The sequence below is a fragment of the Autumnicola lenta genome, from assembly GCF_031846515.1.
Lineage (GTDB): Bacteria > Bacteroidota > Bacteroidia > Flavobacteriales > Flavobacteriaceae > Autumnicola > Autumnicola lenta.
Genome location: NZ_JAVRHO010000030.1, coordinates 1 through 18,681 on the forward strand (window position 1 = coordinate 1; position 18,681 = coordinate 18,681).

The window sequence follows — 18,681 nt, forward strand, 5'->3', positions numbered from 1 at the left end:
AGAGAAGCACCGAAAATGAAAAAGAGCGATTCAGAAATTATAATACGCCCGGAAACATAAGAGATAATTATCTTAGCGACCTTAGTTCCCAGACCGCTAAGAAGAAAAATGCAGAACTTAAAGACTTAAATCTCCCCAGGTTGCCCGATTTTAAAGATCAATTCCTGGAGCTATGTGATAAACTTGGGGTAAAATAAATTACTTCAGCATTTTTAGAAATTGGTCCTCGCTTATCAAATTTGTCCCTAGCTTTTCGGCTTTTGCAAGTTTGCTCGGGCCCATATTTTCCCCTGCAAGAAGATAATTGGTTTTGGAAGAAATAGAACCTGAAACTTTCCCACCATTATCCTCAATCATTTTTTTGAGCTCATTTCGCGAAACTTTCTCAAAAACACCTGAAATTACAAAGGTATTTCCTTCTAATATATTGGTCTGGTTTGCCAGTTTCTCCGCAGAAATCTGCATCTGCAAGCCATAATTCTTCAGCCGCTCAACAATCCTCCTGTTTTCTTCGGAAGCAAAAAAATCTGCAACGCTCCACGCAATACGTTCCCCAATTTCGTCTATCGCGATAAGATCTTCTTCTGAAGCAGCCTCCAAAGCATCGATATTTTTATAATGTTTCGCCAGCTTTTTGGCTACGGTTTCCCCAACATATCTTATTCCCAGTGCAAACAGCACCCTTTCGAAAGGGATTTCCTTGGATTTTTCTATTCCGTTAATAAGGTTTTCAGCAGATTTATCGGCCATACGTTCCAGGGGCAGAACATCTTCCTTTTTAAGTGTATAGAGATCGGCGTAATTGGCAATCAGTTTTTCACTTACGAGCAGGTTCACGGTTTCCCCGCCAAGACCTTCAATATCCATGGCTTTTCTAGATATATAATGCTGAATACGGCCGTTTATTTGCGGAGGACAACCATTGTAATTGGGACAGTAATGTGCGGCTTCGCCCTCGTTCCTAATTAATTCAGTATCACATTCGGGGCAGGTTTGCGCATATTTTGTAAGCTTGGAATCTGGATCTCTTTTAGTAAAATCCACACCCACAATTTTCGGAATTATTTCCCCGCCTTTTTCAACAAACACAGTGTCCCCCTCGCGTATATCAAGTTTTTCGATTTGATCTGCGTTGTGCAAGGAGGCTCTTTTTACTACAGTACCCGCAAGCTGCACAGGCTCCAGGTTTGCCACGGGAGTAATTGCACCTGTTCGTCCTACCTGATATGTAATTTTATTCAGTTTCGTGCTTTCCTGCTCTGCCTTAAATTTATAAGCCATCGCCCAACGCGGAGATTTTGCTGTATATCCCAGCTCATCCTGTTGGTGAAAACTGTTCACCTTTACCACCACACCATCGGTTTCATAAGGTAAATCGTGGCGGTGCACATCCCAGTAATTTACATAGTCCATTACTGCCGAAGTGCTGGTTTTCAACTCCGATTCATCGGGTACTTTAAAACCCCATTCCCTGGCCTTCTGAAGGCTCTCAAACTGGGATTTTATATTGATATTTTCACCTGTAATATTGTAAAGCAAACAATCTAACGGGCGCTTTGCAACCTCAGCACTATCCTGAAGCTTTAAACTTCCCGAAGCAGTATTTCTCGGATTAGCATAAGGTTCTTCCCCGGCTTCCACCCGCTCTGCATTCATCTTTGCAAAACCTTCATACGGCAGCACAATTTCCCCGCGAATATGAAATTTCTCCGGAAAATCGCCCTTCAGTTTTAAGGGTACAGAGCGTATGGTTTTTACATTATTGGTAACATCATCGCCCTGGATCCCGTCACCCCGGGTTACTGCCCTTACCAACTGGCCATTTTCATAGGTAAGGCTAATGGAAGCCCCGTCATACTTCAGCTCGCATACATATTCCACTTTCCCATCTACCAGCTTTTTTACCCTTTTTTCCCAGTCTTCCAGTTCCTCTTTTGAATAAGAATTGGATAAAGAATACATTCTGAACTCATGGACCACAGTAGCGAAACTTTTGGTAACGGCCCCTCCAACTCTTTGTGTAGGTGAATTTTCATCAGCAAATTCAGGATGTTTTTCTTCCAGCTCCTGAAGTTCTTTCAACTTTATATCAAAATCGTAGTCACTTATTTCAGGTTTATCCAGCACGTAATAATTGTAATTATGCTGCTGCAATTCTTCGCGAAGCTGGTTTATTTTCTTTTCAACGTCCATTTTTAAAGGAAATCATTAAGGTTAAAGTGTTTTTAGCTGTTCGTCCTGATAAACAATCCGGCATTTCTGATTTTCATATATAAAATCCAAACTAAATTCTGAACTAAAGGCTTTATCGTCTACGGGAAACCAGTCTTTAAGATCTTTATTGATCGTAATGATCAGACCTTCTGCATCTCCAATAGCGCAGAATTTCTCGAGATTGCCGTCAAAAATTTCGAGACAGCATTCCCTGTGAAGAAAAAAGAATTTCTCTTCAATATTGGTAGTTGCCATACCTATTTCAGCAATTCCCGTGATACTTTCAGCAGAAAAATACGCCAGTTGCTTGGGGTTTAAATTGCGCCTGGAAATAAACTCGAGAATATTTTTATCGGCATCATAAAAGTAAACCGACTTCGCATTCCAGTTACTGAAATCCACAATTTCATCCTCCCCGCTTTTCTGGATTTCCACCTTATTTTTCAGCCACTGCAAGGCTTCATTTTCTTCATTGTCTGGGATATGAAAGGCGATATGATAAGGCGTGGCATCTTTTTTTTTCTCAAACCTCAACACCGAATAGCCCAAAGTAAGCTCAAAGCTATCTTCATCTTCGTTTTCGATTTCCAGATCCATAACATCCCGGTAAAAAGCCATTTGCGCTTCGAGATTAGAGGTGAAAACCTGCAATTTTTCAATCTTCATTTCGGGAGTTTTAGGTCTGACTTTCATTTAGCCATTTCGGGACGGCCAGTGGTTTAAAATTAGCCATTTTTTCCAGCAGTTCCTCAATATCTTCAGCAATAAGCAGCAGATCGAAATTTGCCTTTTTCAGCAGTCCTTTGCGCACCATGGTCTTCAGCATTTCAATAAGCGCGTCGTAGTAGCCGTTAGTATTTAGCAATCCAATCGGGTTTTGATGAAGCCCGAGTTGCGCCCAGGTCACAATCTCAAAAAGCTCCTCAAAAGTTCCGAAACCACCCGGCAAAGCGATAAAACCCTCACTTAACTCATGCATTTTCATCTTGCGCTCGTGCATATCCTGCGTAACAACAAGTTGTGGTAAATTTGGATGCACCACTTCTTTAGTTTGCAAAAAATCTGGGATCACACCGGTTACATCGCCTCCATTTTCCAGCACGCCATTAGCCACCTGCCCCATAAGGCCAAGCTGACTGCCGCCATAAATTAATTTTATCTTCTTTTTTGCCAGGATTTCCCCTAATTGGTAAGCTTCCTGCAAAATAATATCATCATTCCCGTCGCTGCTGCCACAAAAAACCGCTATACTTTTCATTTAAACTGAAATTTTCTTAGTTGTCATTTTTATTGCCTCTCAGCATTCTATAATTGCCGAAAATGTCCTTTTTCAGGCATGCTTCAAAACCGAATTTTTTCACCAGAAATTCGGTTTCTTCAGCTAAATACTGGTTAATTTCAAAATACAATTTTCCCTTTGGACGCAGGGCTTTTTTTGCCAGTTTTGCTATTTTTTCATAGAAAATCAGCGGATTCTGGTCCTCCACATAAAGCGCGAGTGCAGGTTCGTAATCCAACACGTTTCGCTGCATCTCTTTTTTCTCCAGTTCCCGCACATAAGGCGGATTGGAAACGATAATATCAAAATTCTGAAGATTTTTAAGTTCCAGAACATCCTGCTGAATAAAATTTACGTTCACCGCATTTGATTCCGCATTCTTTTTGGCAATTTTCAATGCTTTTTCTGAAATATCCATTGCAGAAATTTCAGCATTTGGAAGATTTTTGGCCAGGCTCACCGCAATACACCCGCTACCAGTCCCAATATCCAAAATTTTCAGCTTTTCTTCGGAAAAAACGCCGTCCAGGATCCATTGCACCAGCTCTTCGGTCTCGGGCCTCGGGATTAGCACCCCTTCAGCCACTTTAAATTTTAATCCGAAGAATTCCGTGGTACCTAAAATATATTGGATTGGCTGATGATCCTTCAGTTTTAAGGTGGCACTCTCAAAATGGCAATTTTCGGCCTCAGCTATTTCGCGCATTGGTTCTAACGCCATTTCCAGCCTGCTCATGCCCAGATATTCTTTCGACAGCAAATTGAAAAAAGAATCAATCTCCTCCCGCGGGTATTCTTCTTTTAGCTCTTCCTGGAATTTTATTTTAAGATCTCTTAGTAGCAAGCTTTATTTATTTTTATTATCTATTATTCTTATTGCTAAAAAGCTTTAAGCCTGAAGCTTTAGGTTCTAGACGGGATATCTTATTAAACAAACCTACAAGGTTTTAAAAACCTTGCAGGATTACCCTCTAAACACTTATTCCCTCTTTTACTCTTTCACTTCTTAACTTTTTTACCTTCAAACTTTCAACCTTCTAACGTTTTCAACATCCAAACAGTACAATTATAATGACCCGTATCGCCTAAAGGTTTTTCAAGATTCTGAAATCCGGTTTTTCTATACAGTTTTCGGGCGTCTTTCATATAAGGTAAAGTTTCGATATAACATTTTTGAAAGCCTTTGCTTTTGGCAAATTTCAGGCAGGTATCCATCATTTGGGTGCCAAGGCCTTTCCCTCTTGCTTCAGGAAGAAAGTACATTTTCTGAAGTTCACAAACTTCCTCTTCAAGACCTTTTAGAGGTGCAATTCCCGCACATCCTATAATTTTATCTTCATTTTCGATAACGAAGTATTCCATTCGCGGGGACACATATGTGGCATACATATCGTCCAGCGCCTTATCTTCATAAGCAGTACCAACTTTAGGTACGCCCATTTCGACTAAAACGGCTCTTATAACTTTGGCAACTTCCTGATTATCTTCCGGTTGAATTTTACGAATTTTCAAAGCGCTCATTCTTACTTATTAATCTTATTTTTGGGGTTGTGAAGATACATGAAAAATATATAAAAAGGTGTATCGACCTTGCTCGTAATGGCCTTGGGAGGACCTATCCAAATCCCATGGTAGGCAGCGTGGTTGTTCATAAAAACAAAATAATTGGCGAAGGCTGGCATCAAAAGGCAGGCCTGCCTCATGCCGAGGTAAATGCAATAAATTCAGTAAAAAACCAAGAGCTTTTGCCAGAGAGTACAATTTATGTAAGCCTGGAACCCTGTAGCCATTTTGGTAAAACTCCGCCATGCAGTGATTTAATTATTGCTAAAGGAATTAAAAAGGTGGTAATTGGCACCGTAGATCCTTTTGCTGAAGTTGCCGGGAGAGGCATTAAAAAACTGATGGACGCCGGATGCGAAGTTGCAGTGGGTATTTTGGAAAAAAATTGCCGGGAACTTAACAAACGCTTTTTTACTTTTCACCAGGAAAAACGTCCATACATTATCCTGAAATGGGCACAAACCAGGGACGGATTTATTGCGCCGGAAAGTAAACAAAATCGGGCGCCGGTTTGGATTACGGGATCGATTTCCAAACAACTGGTGCACAAATGGAGAGCAGAAGAACAGGCAATTTTAGTGGGAACAAATACTGCTATTGAAGATAACCCAAAACTGAATACCCGGCTGTGGAAAGGAGCAAATCCTGTGCGGGTCGTCCTTGACAGGAGCGGCACGATTCCGAAGAAATCTGCTGTACTCGATGGTAGCATAAAAACCATTGTTTTTACTAAAAACTCCGATTCTGATTCTTCGGAAATTGATTCAGATTCCTTTCAAAATTCTAAAAATCTGATTTTTGAAAAAATAGATTTTGAAACTAAAATCGCTCCGCAAATCTGTGAAATTCTTTATAAACACGAACTACAATCGGTTATTATTGAAGGAGGCGCAAAAACGCTTCAAACGTTTATAGATGCAGGTTTATGGGATGAGGCAAGGGTTTTTACAGGAAAAACTATGTTTAATTCCGGAGTGAAAAGTCCTCAATTAAATGGCAGGTTAGTGAACGAGCAGGAAATTGCTGATGATCATTTAAAAATTTACACCAATGGTAAGCACAATAATATTTGATTTTGGAGACGTATTTGTAAACCTAGACAAAGCCGCCACCGCAAAGGAGCTCGAAAATTGCCAAATTTCATCCCTCTCTGAAGACATCCTGGAGAAAAATCTTCAGTACGAAAAGGGATTAATTTCTTCTGAAGATTTTACAGCGGCTTATTGTTCAGAATATAACCAGCTTAGCAAAGAACAAATGCTAAACTCCTGGAACGCGATTTTAGTGGATTTTCCGAAGTATCGCTTCGATTTTATTAAAAAAATTTCCGAAGAAAAGGATTTTCAGCTTATCCTGTTAAGCAATACCAACGAAATCCATATTGACTGGATCAAAAACAATGTGCCGTTCTTTGAGGATTTTAAAAATTGCTTCGATGCGTTTTACCTATCGCACGAAATTAATTTCAGAAAACCAGATGCTGAGATTTATGAATTTGTACTAAAAAAGCACGATCTTAAACCTGAAGAATGCCTTTTTATTGATGACACCAAAGAAAATACAGATGCTGCAAAGGCGCTGGGAATCCACACCTGGAACATTGAGCCTACCCGGGAAGATGTGATAGATCTTTTTACCACTAAGCAGGAATTATTTTGATTTACCTCCTGCTAAGCATTTTATCTTCGAGTATAATATTTGTAGTGTTTAAACTCTACACAAGATTCGGGATAAACACCCTACAGGCGATTATTGTAAACTACTACATTGCCTGTACCGTAGGATTTTTTGGGTATATTGAAAACTTTGATATTTCCAGAGTACCTGCGGAATCGTGGTTTCCGGGAACGCTGTTCCTGGGGGCGATGTTTATCAGCGTTTTTTACCTGGCGGCGCTTACCACTCAAAAAAGCGGACTTTCGGTAGTTTCTGTAGCTACAAAAATGTCGGTAGCTATCCCGGTTTTCTTCGGCATCTTCCTCTACAACGAAAACACCGGAATTTTAAAAATTACTGGTATATTTTTAGCTTTAGCTTCAGTATATCTTACGTCTATAAAGAAAAAAGAAGGCATTAGTATTAAAAAGAAAAACCTCATCTTTCCGCTTCTGGTTTTTCTTGGAAGCGGGATAATAGATGCCACTATAAAGTTCCTGGAGACCAGTTATGTTTCAGAAAGTGATGTGGGGCTTTTCTCCTCCACGATTTTTGCCATTGCAGGAATTATTGGAACAGGTATTTTACTCTACCAGGCCCTTACAGGCGGGTTAAAAATAACAATGAGGAATATTATAGGCGGAATTGCCCTGGGGATTCCCAATTACTTTTCAATTTACTTCCTGGTAATGGCACTGCGAAGCCCGGAGTTTGACAGTTCCTCAATTTTTACGATGAATAATGTTGGGATTGTAAGTGTTTCCACTTTACTTGGAATTGCTTTTTTTGAAGAACGGCTTATCAGGAAAAACTGGATAGGAATTAGCCTGGCGATAATAAGCATAATTCTTGTTGCACAAAGCTAAGCATCAAAATGGCAATTTTCGGCATCTAAATTCGTTAAAAATGAAAGACACCTACAAAAGCATCACAAAACCTTCTAACGAAGTACTGTTTAAAGACCGGAATTCAAAATTTTTTGGTTATGCTTTTCCCGTAAAGACTGAAGAAGAGATAAACATTCATCTGGAGGAATTAAAAACCAAACACCATAAAGCACGTCACTGGTGTTATGCGTGGCAATTGGGCAAGGAGGATTTTCATTATCGCGCAAACGACGACGGGGAGCCATCAAACTCGGCAGGAATGCCAATCTATGGACAAATTCAATCTTTTGAAGTCACTAATATCCTTATTGTGGTGGTGCGTTATTTTGGCGGAGTAAAACTTGGTGTTGGCGGGTTGATTAACGCTTATAAGACCGCAGCGCAAATGGCTTTGGAAGCTTCTGAAATGATTATACGTAGTATAGACCGTGTTTTTCTGATAAAATTTGATTATCCTGAAATGAATGTGGTAATGCGGATGATCAAAGAAAATAACCTGAATGTCATAGATCAAAAACTAGAACTGGATTGTAAGATAATTCTTTCGGTTAGAAAAAATGAAGCTGAACAAATTTGCGAAAAATTTAATTCTACATACAAAGTTGAAATAAAGGAACTCGTACTTTAAAGGCCTAATTTTTTAAGAATTTCTTCAGGACATTTTACCGGCCTTTTAGTCTCGGAATTCATAAAAACCAGGACGGTATTTGCAGTTGTAACCAATTCTTCCTGCTCATTATAAATGGAATAGTCAAATGTGATTTTTACGCCGGGTTTTTCCTTTAGAAGGGTTTCTATTTTTAAATTTTCATCAAAGGTCGCGGACTTCAAAAACTTGAAAGAAATTTCGTAAACAGGCAGCATAATTCCGTTAGCTTCCATGCTTTTATAAGAGATGCCGAGCTCTGAAAGCCAGTCTATACGAGCTATTTCGAGATATTGAGCATAATTACCGTGATGCACCACACCCATTTGGTCGGTTTCTGCATAACGAACTTTAACATGAGTAATATGGGATTTCATAGTCTTATTTATAGTAAAATTGAATGAGGTTTTGTACTTTCAGAGTCAGAAAGAAGTATGCATAAATTTTTCTTAAAATTCAACATCAAAAGGATTTTTTTTTCAGATAATTTGTTCACATATTTGTTCTGCCTAAGTACGGAAAGCCACGCTTCCCTGTACCACGAATTTGAACTTTCTACTAACCTATTAATAAGTCAAAATAAGCATGTCGGAAACTGCGCAATCAGTTTGGAATAGCTGTCTAGCTTTTATCAAGGATAACATTACACCTCAGGCTTATAAAACCTGGTTTGAACCGATACAAGCTGTAAAACTTACCGATTGTGCTCTTAGCATTCAGGTACCTTCCAAATTTTTCTATGAATGGCTGGAAGAACATTACGTTAAGTTGCTAAAAGTTTCCCTCACGCGGGAATTGGGTGAAAAAGCAAAACTGGTATATGTTATCAAGATGGAAAACACTTACGGTAACAAGTTGCCTTTTACTGAAAAAATTCCCAGTAGCCAGCGAAGCAACATGACTTCGCAGGAAGTAGATGTTCCTATTAAAAACAGGAATCCAGAGCTGAAAAATCCGTTTATCATTCCCGGAATTAGAAATGTGAAAATTGAATCTCAGCTAAACCCAAGCTATAGTTTCGATAATTTCCTGGAAGGCGATTCCAACAGGCTTGCGCGTTCTGCCGGAATGGCTGTTGCCAATAAGCCTGGAGGTACTTCTTTTAATCCGCTGTTGATCTTTGGAGGTGTTGGATTGGGAAAAACGCACCTGGCACATGCTATTGGAGTTGAAATAAAAGATAAATATCCCGAGAAAACCGTTTTATATATTTCCGCAGAAAAATTTACCCAACAGTATATTGAGTCGGTTAAAAAGAATAACAGGAACGATTTTATTCATTTTTACCAGATTATAGATGTGCTGATCGTCGATGATATCCAGCTTCTCTCCGGAAAAGCAGGAACTCAGGATGTATTTTTCCACATCTTTAACCATCTGCACCAAAATGGAAAGCAGGTGATCTTGACCAGTGATAAAGCTCCTGTGGATATGCAGGATATTGAACAACGACTTTTATCCAGGTTTAAATGGGGACTTTCTGCAGAACTTCAAAATCCTGATTTCGAAACCAGGGTTTCTATTATAAAAAATAAGCTTTATCGCGACGGCGTAGAAATGCCCGAAGATATTGTTGAGTTTCTTGCAAATAATATTAAAACGAATATTCGTGAATTAGAAGGTGCGATAATTTCCTTAATCGCCCACTCTTCCTTTAACAAGAAAGATATTACGTTGGATCTTGCTAAAAAGATCGTGGACAATTATGTAAAGAACACAAAGCGGGAAGTTTCTATAGATTATATTCAGAAAATAGTGAGTGATTACTTCCAGATGGATGTAGACACGCTACAGTCCAAAACCCGAAAAAGACATATTGTACAGGCAAGGCAAATCGCCATGTTTTTTGCTAAAAAGTTTACTAAAGCTTCTCTTGCCAGTATAGGCTCACAAATTGGGAGCAGAGATCATGCAACAGTACTTCACGCCTGCAAAACAGTAGATAACCTTGCCGCAACCGATAAGCAATTTAAGAAATTTGTTGAAGATTTAAATAAGAAGCTTACTATATAATCTTCTCCTAAAGCATAAACCGGATTTTTTTGGCTTTTGAAGAGATCTGAAAAAGAAAAGAAAAATGAAAACCAAAATTTTGATGGTTTGCCTCGGCAATATTTGCAGATCACCCTTAGCTGAAGGAATTTTAAAAGCTAAAACAGACCCTGAAAAGGTTTTTATAGATTCTGCAGGAACCGGAAGTTATCACGTAGGCGGCGCGCCTGATGACCGATCTATTGCTGTAGGAAGAAAGTACAGGGTCGATATTACCGACCAGAAGTGCAGGCAGTTTGATGTTTCAAATTTTGGAGAATTTGATCATATTTTCGTAATGGATAATGCCAATTATCGGGATATCCTTTCTCTTACTGAAAACCAGGACGATAAAGAAAAAGTACAACTTATCCTGAACGAAATCTTTCCCGGTGAGAATGTAGATGTCCCGGATCCTTACCATGGAGGTGACGAAGGTTTTGAAAACGTTTATAAAATGCTGGAAGAAGCTTGTGAAAGTATAGCCCGCCGCCTGGATTTAAAATAATATGCCTGACTCTTCATTTAAATATCGCGGGAAACTATATATGATCCCGACAACTCTTGGGGATTCCAATCCTTTGGATGTGCTTCCTCTTCATATTAAAAAGATTATTGAAGAAACAGACGAATATATTGTAGAAAATGAAAAGACAGCCCGAAGGGCAATCAAAAAAATAGTTGCTGGTAAGAGTCAGCAGTCTTTGAAGCTACATTTGCTCAATAAGTTTACAGAAGTATCTGCATTACCGTCATACCTGAAAGCCTGTAAAGAAGGACAAAATGTTGGTTTAATGAGTGAAGCCGGATGTCCCGGCGTAGCAGATCCCGGAGCTGAAATGGTGAAACTGGCCCACGAAGAAAACATTCAGGTGGTACCGCTGGTTGGCCCCTCCTCTATTCTCCTTGCTTTAATGGGAAGCGGCATGAACGGACAGGGATTTACTTTTCACGGTTACTTACCTATTGATAAAAAGGAGCGTAAACACGAACTGAAGAACCTGGAGCGGATTTCTGCAGAAAGGAATCAGGCGCAAATTTTTATTGAAACTCCTTATCGCAATAATAAACTACTGGAAGATATGCAGCAAAACCTGCATCCCGGTACGAGGCTGTGCATTGCCTGTGACCTTACCCTTCAATCTGAATATATATTAACCAAGGCAGTGGAAGATTGGTCCAAAACAAAAGTGGACCTCCATAAGAGGCCCACTATTTTTATTATTCAAAAGGATTTCTAGGCGGTTGGTAAAACTGCCTTTGCTCTCTTTTCCGGGTGGATAAAAGAAGTATCGTATCCTCCGAATTTTTTCATATAATTTTTAATACTTGTACCAAAGGCATCGCTAAAAGCGTGAGCTCCCCAACTTCTAAGGTATTTTTTTACGCTGCCTGGACCGGCCAGATGCGCAGCCGCAAGGATTCCCGATTCGGTTACCTCTACACCATTAATAACTTTACCTTCAAATCTCTTAATATCACGAATTAAGATCCATTTATTTCTGGAAGCATTTGCGTAAAAAGCAGCCTCCTGAAGTGCAGGGGAATTCATAAACTCCTGAGTGTTATAAATACCAATAAGATCCAGTGTTCCTTTCCCAAACTGGTACTTGCCCATATAACCGTATTCGTTGACGGACTTATAATTGCTTCGGGATTCTTTAAATCCCAATGCTTCTTTAAATCCCAGGTAGGATTTCCCTAATTTTGGCAGGTTTGCCAAATGAACCTCTTCAAATGCTTCGTCTTCCAGCAATGGCTCAACTGTGTAATCCAGTTCCAGGTTTGCAGTGGAAAAACTTTCCAGGTCCAGCTTAGCTGCATCCTTGGTAGAAAAACTGAAAAACATAGTACCTGCAATTGCCGGTAAAATTGAAATTTTCGCGATTTTCTTTCTTTTTTGCATAATATTTTATTTCTGAAGAGTTAATGGCTTTGGACTGGAAATAGCCCAAAATGCCCCCTTCAATTTTGCGCTGCGAATGTACAACAATTTTTATTAATTTGATACACAAGTAGTTAACGTAAGATTAAATGCACCGGGAGTTTAACAAACAAATAGCTTTGAAGAGGAGTAAGCCTTATAGGTATGTTAAAGAAATCCAGCCAAAATCAAGATTATCTCCTAATTCCCTGCTTGTTAATCCACCTTACATAATCCCTTTTATTGCGATTATGCTGTGCTAATGTTTCTGCAAACTTATGGTAGCCGAAGTTTTCCACATCTGCCACAAAAAAGAAGTAGTCATGATCCTGATAATTCAGAACAGCATCTATAGATGAAATATCAGGCATTGTTATTGGCCCCGGAGGAATTTCTTTATATAAATAAGTATTATAAGGAGAATCCAGTTTCAGGTCTTTATAAAGGACACGCTTTATAATGGTGTCGAATTTCTGACTTTCATCTTTAATAGCATAAATAACGGTAGGATCTGCATCGAGTTTCCAGCCGTTTTTGTAGCGATTCATATAAACCCCTGCTACTTTCGGTCGTTCGTCTACTTTAGCCGTTTCTTTCTGAACTATGGAAGCTAATACCATCACCTGAGATGGGGTCAGATTTATTTCTTCGGCTTTTTTTAACCGCTCTTCTGTCCAAAACCTGTTATACTCCTGCTGCATCCTCTTTCTAAATTCTTCAGCGGAAGTGTTCCAGTAAAATTCGTATTGATTTGGAATGTACAAAGACAATGCCTCCCTTTCGGACATGTTATTTTCAGCTAAAAACTGCTGATCCTTCATGGCCTGAAGTAATTCTAAACTATCTGCTTCTATTTGCTTTGAAACCCTTCCCGCCAGATTTTCCAGTCGCTCCTGATTATTAAACCGTACTTTTACCGGTGTATTCCCACTGCGCAGCACATTCACAATTTGATTATTGTTCATGTTCCTTTTCAGAATGTAGCGGCCGGGACGGATATTTGATTTATATCCTTTCTTTTCGGCTACCATTTCAAAAGATTCTGTATTCTTCAGCAAAGGCTCGATACTATCCAGTACGGTGTTGTAGCCGGCTCCTGTGGGAATGTACATCACAGCCTGTTCTTCAGAAAAATCTGTATTTGGAGAAAACACGCTAGTGTAGGCATAGTAGCCAATACCTGAAAGAACAACTATAAGTACTATAGCTAAGACCAGTATTATAGATTTTTTAGACATTGTTTATAAGTTGATACAAGATTTCATCTTTAAAGCTGCCGTTAATAAAATTCCATTCCTTTTTAACTCCTACTTTTCTAAAGCCTTTTTTTTCAAAAAGTTTAAGGCTGGCGAGATTTCCATCGGTAACATTAGCATAAACCTGGTGCAGTGCAAGGTGCTTAAAGCAGTAGTTACATATTAAAGAAAGACTCTCTGCTCCATAACCCTTCCCGCGATCGGTAGCTTCAGAAATTAGAATTCCTATAGCTGCTCTACGGTCTTTTGGCTCCAGATCAAAAATATCTATTAAGCCTATAGCTTTATGCTGAATGTTGCAAATTACTAGCCGTAATTGCCTGTAATCATAAATATCGCGGTGTGCATTTTCCAGGTATTTTTTTATCATAAACCGGGAATAAGGGACTTGCGTAGCACTAATCTCCCAAAAATCCTCTGTGTTTTCGAGCTCATGTACAAAATCCAGATCTTCCGGCTCCAACGCTCTTAAATAAACTTTATCTCCCTCCAGCGTTAGCATTCGATTTGCCCTTTAAAAACCTGTTCTGCCGGTCCGGTCAGCCAGATATTTTCATAATTATCGTCCCCTCCTTTTTCAAAGGAAACAGAAAGTTCTCCACCGGAAACAATAAGCTTTACTGTACTACCTGTGGTTCTGCCAGTAGCGTTCGCAGCTATAGCTACAGCAGTAACTCCCGTTCCACAAGACAAAGTCTCATCTTCTACTCCCCGCTCATACGTGCGCACCAGGAAAGTATCTTTTTCCTGAGCTTCAACAAAATTTACATTTGTCCCGCCATTAGTCACATAGACATCAGAATATCTTATTGCGGCACCTTCCTCCTTAACCTTAAGGTCTTTTACGTTTTTGGTAAAGACAATATGGTGTGGCGAACCTGTATCTAAAAAGGAAACGTTTCCAAACTTCCTGATTTCGTTTACATTTTGCATCTGAAGGCTCACTTCACCATCCTTGACCGTAGCTTTATGTGGACCATCTATTGCGGTAAAAACAGCCTCATTTTCTATAACACCAAGAAATCTGGCAAAAGCTACGAGGCACCTCCCGCCATTACCACACATACTACTTTCGTTACCATCGGAATTAAAGTAAACCATTTTAAAGTCATCACCTTTCACATCAGGATTTTCAAGAAGAATTAATCCGTCAGCTCCTATGCCAAATTTACGATCGCAAAGCCTCTTTATAAGTTTGGTATCTTTTTTGAAAAGTATTTTCTGACGATTATCAATCATCACAAAATCATTACCGGTGCCTTGATATTTATAAAACTGGATTTTCATAATCTTATTTTAAAACGGGCACAAATATACAATAAACCGTAAGATTTCATGTGGCGTTAAAGGATCGTTAAAGCTGAAAAGCAAGCACACTAAAAATTTTATTTTAATCGTTTAATTAACAAATACATTATCAGAAATATGAAAAAATTAGCAAGTTTACTCATTGTTTCTGTTTTAGGAGGAGCCCTTACTTTAGGCAGTTACAAATTATTTCTTGAAGAAGAAGAAATTTCATCTAACTTTACACTTCCTTCTACAGAAGAGACCAGTAACTTTATTCCGGCAAATTATGCAGAAAACAGAAGTTATGGAACTAACGCCGACTTCACCGAAGCAGCAGAAAAAACCGTTCATGCAGTAGTACATGTGAAAAACATGGCAGTTTTTAACGGAGCAAGAAATCCGTTTGAATTTTACTACGGAGGAGGCAGAAGTGAAGGAAAGGCCGTTCAGGGAGCAGGATCTGGAGTTATAATTACTCCTGACGGATATATAGTGACTAACAATCATGTTATTGAAGGAGCAAGCGAACTTGAAGTTACCCTTAATAATAACCAGACTTATACGGCAGAAGTTATAGGAACAGATAAGGCATCAGATATTGCCCTTTTAAAAGTAGATGCTGAAAATCTGGAATATATACCGTTTGGCAACTCCAACAATGTAAAACTGGGAGAATGGGTATTGGCTGTAGGAAACCCTTTTAATTTGAAGTCCACTGTGACTGCCGGCATTGTAAGTGCTAAAGCAAGGGATCTTAACCCTGCAGATGCCATTCCCCAATCCTTTATACAAACAGATGCCGCAATAAATCCCGGAAACAGCGGGGGTGCATTGGTGAATATAAACGGCGAATTAATCGGAATTAACACCGCGATTACCTCAAAAACCGGTAGTTATGTTGGGTACGCCTTTGCTGTTCCTTCTAATAATGCCCGAAAGATCGTTGAAGATATTATGGAATATGGCGATGTTCAACAAGGAATATTGGGTATTAAAGGAGGAAGCGTTACTCCACGTGCCGTCAAAGAATTAAGTCTTAATACCACTCAGGGGGTTTACGTAGCAGTAGTTAGTCCTGGCAGTGGTGCTGAAAACGCAGGAATTAAAGAAAATGATATTATCAGGAAGATAGATAACATTCAGATCAATAAATTCTCTGACCTTACCGGGTATATTAGTTCTAAGCGTCCTAATGATGAGGTAGCAGTGACTTTTTTAAGAGATGGCCGGGAGCGGGAAGTAACTGTAACCCTTACAAAATATGAGTCATATAGGATTAAGTCCATTGGCCTTGAAGTAGCCAACGCATCTAAAGAAGAGTTGCGCGGGTACAATATTGAGTATGGAGTAAAAATAAACCAGATCTTAAGGAACGATCTTCCTGCAGATGAGTTGGCCGGAAACATTATTACGGAAATTAACAATGAAGAAGTCCGTAATATCCAGGATGTCGAAAGAATAATTGAAGGAAAAAGAAGTTCAGACCCGGTTGTGGTAACCTTTATTGACGGAAATGGGGAAAAACAAAGGGTCGTTTGGAGATAAAAGTTTTCAGATAGAAAAATTACAGCTCTCTTTTAAAAGGGAGCTTTTTTTGTACTCTTTTTTATAGTGCTCCAGGAGATCATGACCTATTTCAAAGAAACATTCAAATCTCGTTTAGATCAAACTAAAGACAGATATTTCTCACTTCATACTGAAGAAATTTACGCAACAGCAATTTTGAAGGTGAACCAGTACGGTAGTCAATTTGAAGACTACAGGACATTTCTGTTTAAGCTTTCCTTTTCTAATTGCTCTCTTTTAAAAAAACTTCAAAACAGACGTTCCACGGCGAATTTTCAGAAAAGGTGTACATCCCTTTGACCAAACTTTGACTATTTTCTATGGTAAAGAACTCCATTTTTTATTAATGAATGTGGATGAATACATTCAATTGGAGTATGCGACCAAATCAAAATATTAAAAATTATACCTGTTTGCAAATCCATTCTTTTTCAGGAAATTTGCATTTAGGAAAATTTATCGGCAATAACTTTTTTGAGGAAACGTTGTGTGATAGAACCAAAAAATGAAACCTCTAAAAAAAATGAACAAAAATATTTTAACTTTTTTGCTTTTTATTGCGCTTGTAACGCAGTTAAAAGCTCAGGACAGTCTTCAGAATAATCAGCCAATCAGAGCAGAATTTGATGAACTCATCGAAACCTCTAATAATTATCAGGGATACAAAGTGGTAGAATATGATCGATTAATAGAATTACGCAACACTACTTCTGAATATATCGATGAGCTTAAAAATGAAATTATAACCCAGCAAAATACAATCGACAGACAAAATCAGGAATTGGATGAATTCGAGACCCAGTTGCAGGACACTGAAGCTGACCTGGAAAGAGTAAATAATGAGAAGGATGCTATTACCTTTTTAGGAATACCCTTCAGTAAGGCAGGTTATAAGACTGTCATGTGGAGTGTTGTAGGTCTTCTTGTTCTTGCTCTTTTATTTTTTATCTATAGATACAAAAGCTCCCACACCACCACTAAGGAAGCACGACAAAAACTTAAAGAAACTGAAAACGAATTTGACGCGTATCGCGTTAAGGCTCTTGAAAAGGAACAACGATTGGGAAGGTTACTGCAGGATGAGCGCAACAAGTCATCTTCTAATACTTAGGAAATTACCAAGATCTCATAATAACATAAGTCCTTACTTCCATTAAAAACATTTTCTATGCGGATTGACATTATTACGGTGGTTCCCGATATTTTAAAAAGTCCATTTGAGGCATCTATTTTAAAACGTGCCATAGAAAAAGATCATGTAGAGCTCCATCTTCACAATTTGCGGGATTATGTCACAGATAATTATAAGCAAATTGATGATTATCAGTTTGGGGGAGGCGCAGGAATGGTTATGATGGTGGAGCCAATAGATAAATGTATTTCCGGACTGAAATCAGAAAGGGAATATGATGAAGTAATTTATATGACTCCCGATGGAGAAAGGCTACATCAAAAGCTGGCAAACAAAATTTCTTTATTTGATAATATTATAATACTCTGTGGACATTATAAGGGTGTGGATCAGAGAGTCCGGGATCACTTTATTACCAAAGAAATTTCTATAGGTGATTATGTCCTTTCAGGTGGTGAGCTGGGAGCAGCAGTTTTATGTGACGCTGTTATAAGACTTATCCCCGGAGTTCTGGGAAATGAAACCTCTGCCCTAACTGATTCATTTCAGGACAATTTACTGGCTCCGCCCGTTTACACGAGACCTGCAGATTACAACGGCTGGCAGGTACCCGAAATATTAACATCAGGTAACTTCCCCAAGATTGAAGAATGGCGGGAAGAACAGGCTTATCTGCGCACCAGGAATTTACGCCCGGACTTACTTGATGAGGATGAAAAATAACGAACTCCAGTACTTGTATTTAAAATTAAAATATTTACTTTTGCACTCATTCTAAAATAACCTCTGGCGAGAACCGTGAATGTTATTTCAAGAAAATACTTTAAACCAGGAAACATGGAATCGTTAATTAAGTACGTTCAGGACGAATTCGTTACGAAAAAAGATCTACCTGAATTTTCAGCAGGAGACACAATTACAGTTTATTACGAAATTAAGGAAGGGCAAAAAACCCGTACTCAGTTCTTTAGAGGAGTTGTAATCCAAAAAAGAGGAACTGGAGCATCTCAGACTTTTACCATTAGAAAAATGAGTGGTACTGTTGGGGTTGAGCGTATTTTTCCTTTAAACTTACCAGCAATCCAGAAGATTGAGGTTAATAAAAGAGGTAAAGTTAGACGGGCAAGAATCTATTACTTTAGAGAACTTACCGGTAAAAAAGCCCGTATTAAAGAACAAAAGAGAAAATAAATTTTCTTTAAAAGTTTTCAAAGCCTCCGAAATTTCGGGGGCTTTT

22 protein-coding genes are annotated in these 18,681 nt (G+C 38.8%); 12 read left to right on the top strand and 10 right to left on the bottom strand.

Features of this window, described 5'->3' with window-relative positions; translation table 11 throughout:
- On the top strand, window positions 1-197 hold a 197-nt coding region (locus tag RM545_RS15575), incomplete at its 5' end, for a hypothetical protein (RefSeq protein ID WP_311496213.1).
- Window position 198: 1 nt separating this feature from the next.
- On the opposite strand, the gene ligA is transcribed toward RM545_RS15575, so the two are convergent.
- From ligA to RM545_RS15600, 5 genes are all read right to left on the bottom strand, one after another.
- On the bottom strand, window positions 199-2,193 hold the full coding sequence (gene ligA, locus RM545_RS15580; RefSeq protein WP_311496214.1) for an NAD-dependent DNA ligase LigA: 1,995 nt from the start codon (window positions 2,191-2,193) through the stop codon (window positions 199-201).
- A gap of 21 nt (window positions 2,194-2,214) precedes the next feature.
- Complete coding sequence (locus tag RM545_RS15585) at window positions 2,215-2,880, bottom strand: VOC family protein (RefSeq protein WP_311496215.1); 666 nt, start codon at window positions 2,878-2,880, stop codon at window positions 2,215-2,217.
- A 10-nt stretch (window positions 2,881-2,890) separates the two neighbouring features.
- On the bottom strand, window positions 2,891-3,472 hold the full coding sequence (locus RM545_RS15590; protein ID WP_311496216.1) for an LOG family protein: 582 nt from the start codon (window positions 3,470-3,472) through the stop codon (window positions 2,891-2,893).
- Between the two features lie 16 nt (window positions 3,473-3,488).
- The gene (prmC, locus tag RM545_RS15595) at window positions 3,489-4,337 is read right to left on the bottom strand and encodes a peptide chain release factor N(5)-glutamine methyltransferase (RefSeq protein WP_311496217.1); all 849 of its coding nucleotides are present in this window, start codon (window positions 4,335-4,337) and stop codon (window positions 3,489-3,491) included.
- 185 nt (window positions 4,338-4,522) lie between these two features.
- Window positions 4,523-5,014, bottom strand: a complete 492-nt coding sequence (locus RM545_RS15600; protein ID WP_311496218.1) for a GNAT family N-acetyltransferase — start codon at window positions 5,012-5,014, stop codon at window positions 4,523-4,525.
- A gap of 29 nt (window positions 5,015-5,043) precedes the next feature.
- On the opposite strand from RM545_RS15600, the gene ribD reads away from it, so the two are divergent.
- The 4 genes from ribD to RM545_RS15620 are packed head-to-tail and all read left to right on the top strand — an operon-like array spanning window position 5,044 to window position 8,227.
- The gene (ribD, locus tag RM545_RS15605; RefSeq protein ID WP_311496219.1) at window positions 5,044-6,129 is read left to right on the top strand and encodes a bifunctional diaminohydroxyphosphoribosylaminopyrimidine deaminase/5-amino-6-(5-phosphoribosylamino)uracil reductase RibD; all 1,086 of its coding nucleotides are present in this window, start codon (window positions 5,044-5,046) and stop codon (window positions 6,127-6,129) included.
- Entirely contained in the window at window positions 6,107-6,715 is a 609-nt protein-coding gene (locus RM545_RS15610; protein ID WP_311496220.1) for an HAD family hydrolase, read from the top strand. Before ribD ends, RM545_RS15610 begins: the two co-directional genes overlap by 23 nt.
- Window positions 6,712-7,578: an EamA family transporter gene (locus RM545_RS15615; RefSeq protein WP_311496221.1), complete on the top strand. Its 867-nt coding sequence runs from the start codon at window positions 6,712-6,714 to the stop codon at window positions 7,576-7,578. Before RM545_RS15610 ends, RM545_RS15615 begins: the two co-directional genes overlap by 4 nt.
- A gap of 40 nt (window positions 7,579-7,618) precedes the next feature.
- Window positions 7,619-8,227 carry an IMPACT family protein gene (locus RM545_RS15620; protein WP_311496222.1) on the top strand — a complete coding sequence of 203 codons (609 nt, stop codon included), beginning with the start codon at window positions 7,619-7,621 and terminating at the stop codon, window positions 8,225-8,227.
- Here RM545_RS15620 and RM545_RS15625 read toward each other — a convergent pair.
- Complete coding sequence (locus RM545_RS15625; protein WP_311496223.1) at window positions 8,224-8,622, bottom strand: acyl-CoA thioesterase; 399 nt, start codon at window positions 8,620-8,622, stop codon at window positions 8,224-8,226. The two genes, RM545_RS15620 and RM545_RS15625, sit on opposite strands and share 4 nt — an antisense overlap.
- A 208-nt stretch (window positions 8,623-8,830) precedes the next feature.
- Between RM545_RS15625 and dnaA the strand changes: the two genes are divergently transcribed.
- The 3 genes from dnaA to RM545_RS15640 all read left to right on the top strand — a co-directional run bounded on the left by dnaA (window position 8,831) and on the right by RM545_RS15640 (window position 11,517).
- Entirely contained in the window at window positions 8,831-10,258 is a 1,428-nt protein-coding gene (dnaA, locus tag RM545_RS15630) for a chromosomal replication initiator protein DnaA (protein WP_311496224.1), read from the top strand.
- A 64-nt stretch (window positions 10,259-10,322) separates the two neighbouring features.
- Window positions 10,323-10,784 (top strand): low molecular weight protein-tyrosine-phosphatase, encoded by a 462-nt coding sequence (locus RM545_RS15635; RefSeq protein ID WP_311496225.1) that lies wholly within the window; start codon window positions 10,323-10,325, stop codon window positions 10,782-10,784.
- A gap of 1 nt (window position 10,785) precedes the next feature.
- Window positions 10,786-11,517: an SAM-dependent methyltransferase gene (locus RM545_RS15640; RefSeq protein WP_311496226.1), complete on the top strand. Its 732-nt coding sequence runs from the start codon at window positions 10,786-10,788 to the stop codon at window positions 11,515-11,517.
- On the opposite strand, the gene RM545_RS15645 is transcribed toward RM545_RS15640, so the two are convergent.
- From RM545_RS15645 to dapF, 4 genes are all read right to left on the bottom strand, one after another.
- On the bottom strand, window positions 11,514-12,182 hold the full coding sequence (locus RM545_RS15645; RefSeq protein ID WP_311496227.1) for a peptidoglycan-binding protein LysM: 669 nt from the start codon (window positions 12,180-12,182) through the stop codon (window positions 11,514-11,516). The two genes, RM545_RS15640 and RM545_RS15645, sit on opposite strands and share 4 nt — an antisense overlap.
- A gap of 212 nt (window positions 12,183-12,394) precedes the next feature.
- Window positions 12,395-13,438, bottom strand: a complete 1,044-nt coding sequence (gene mltG / locus RM545_RS15650) for an endolytic transglycosylase MltG (RefSeq protein ID WP_311496228.1) — start codon at window positions 13,436-13,438, stop codon at window positions 12,395-12,397.
- Window positions 13,431-13,958, bottom strand: coding sequence for a GNAT family N-acetyltransferase (locus RM545_RS15655; protein ID WP_311496229.1), 528 nt, complete (start codon window positions 13,956-13,958; stop codon window positions 13,431-13,433). The genes mltG and RM545_RS15655 overlap by 8 nt, the downstream gene beginning before the upstream one ends.
- Window positions 13,952-14,743, bottom strand: coding sequence for a diaminopimelate epimerase (gene dapF / locus RM545_RS15660; RefSeq protein WP_311496230.1), 792 nt, complete (start codon window positions 14,741-14,743; stop codon window positions 13,952-13,954). The genes RM545_RS15655 and dapF overlap by 7 nt, the downstream gene beginning before the upstream one ends.
- Window positions 14,744-14,881: 138 nt before the next feature.
- On the opposite strand from dapF, the gene RM545_RS15665 reads away from it, so the two are divergent.
- From RM545_RS15665 to rplS, 4 genes are all read left to right on the top strand, one after another.
- Window positions 14,882-16,291, top strand: coding sequence for a trypsin-like peptidase domain-containing protein (locus RM545_RS15665; protein WP_311496231.1), 1,410 nt, complete (start codon window positions 14,882-14,884; stop codon window positions 16,289-16,291).
- A 544-nt stretch (window positions 16,292-16,835) separates the two neighbouring features.
- On the top strand, window positions 16,836-17,423 hold the full coding sequence (locus RM545_RS15670) for a hypothetical protein (RefSeq protein WP_311496232.1): 588 nt from the start codon (window positions 16,836-16,838) through the stop codon (window positions 17,421-17,423).
- A 57-nt stretch (window positions 17,424-17,480) separates the two neighbouring features.
- On the top strand, window positions 17,481-18,167 hold the full coding sequence (trmD, locus tag RM545_RS15675) for a tRNA (guanosine(37)-N1)-methyltransferase TrmD (RefSeq protein ID WP_311496233.1): 687 nt from the start codon (window positions 17,481-17,483) through the stop codon (window positions 18,165-18,167).
- Window positions 18,168-18,281: 114 nt separating this feature from the next.
- Complete coding sequence (rplS, locus tag RM545_RS15680) at window positions 18,282-18,635, top strand: 50S ribosomal protein L19 (RefSeq protein ID WP_311496234.1); 354 nt, start codon at window positions 18,282-18,284, stop codon at window positions 18,633-18,635.
- Window positions 18,636-18,681 lie beyond the last annotated feature (46 nt).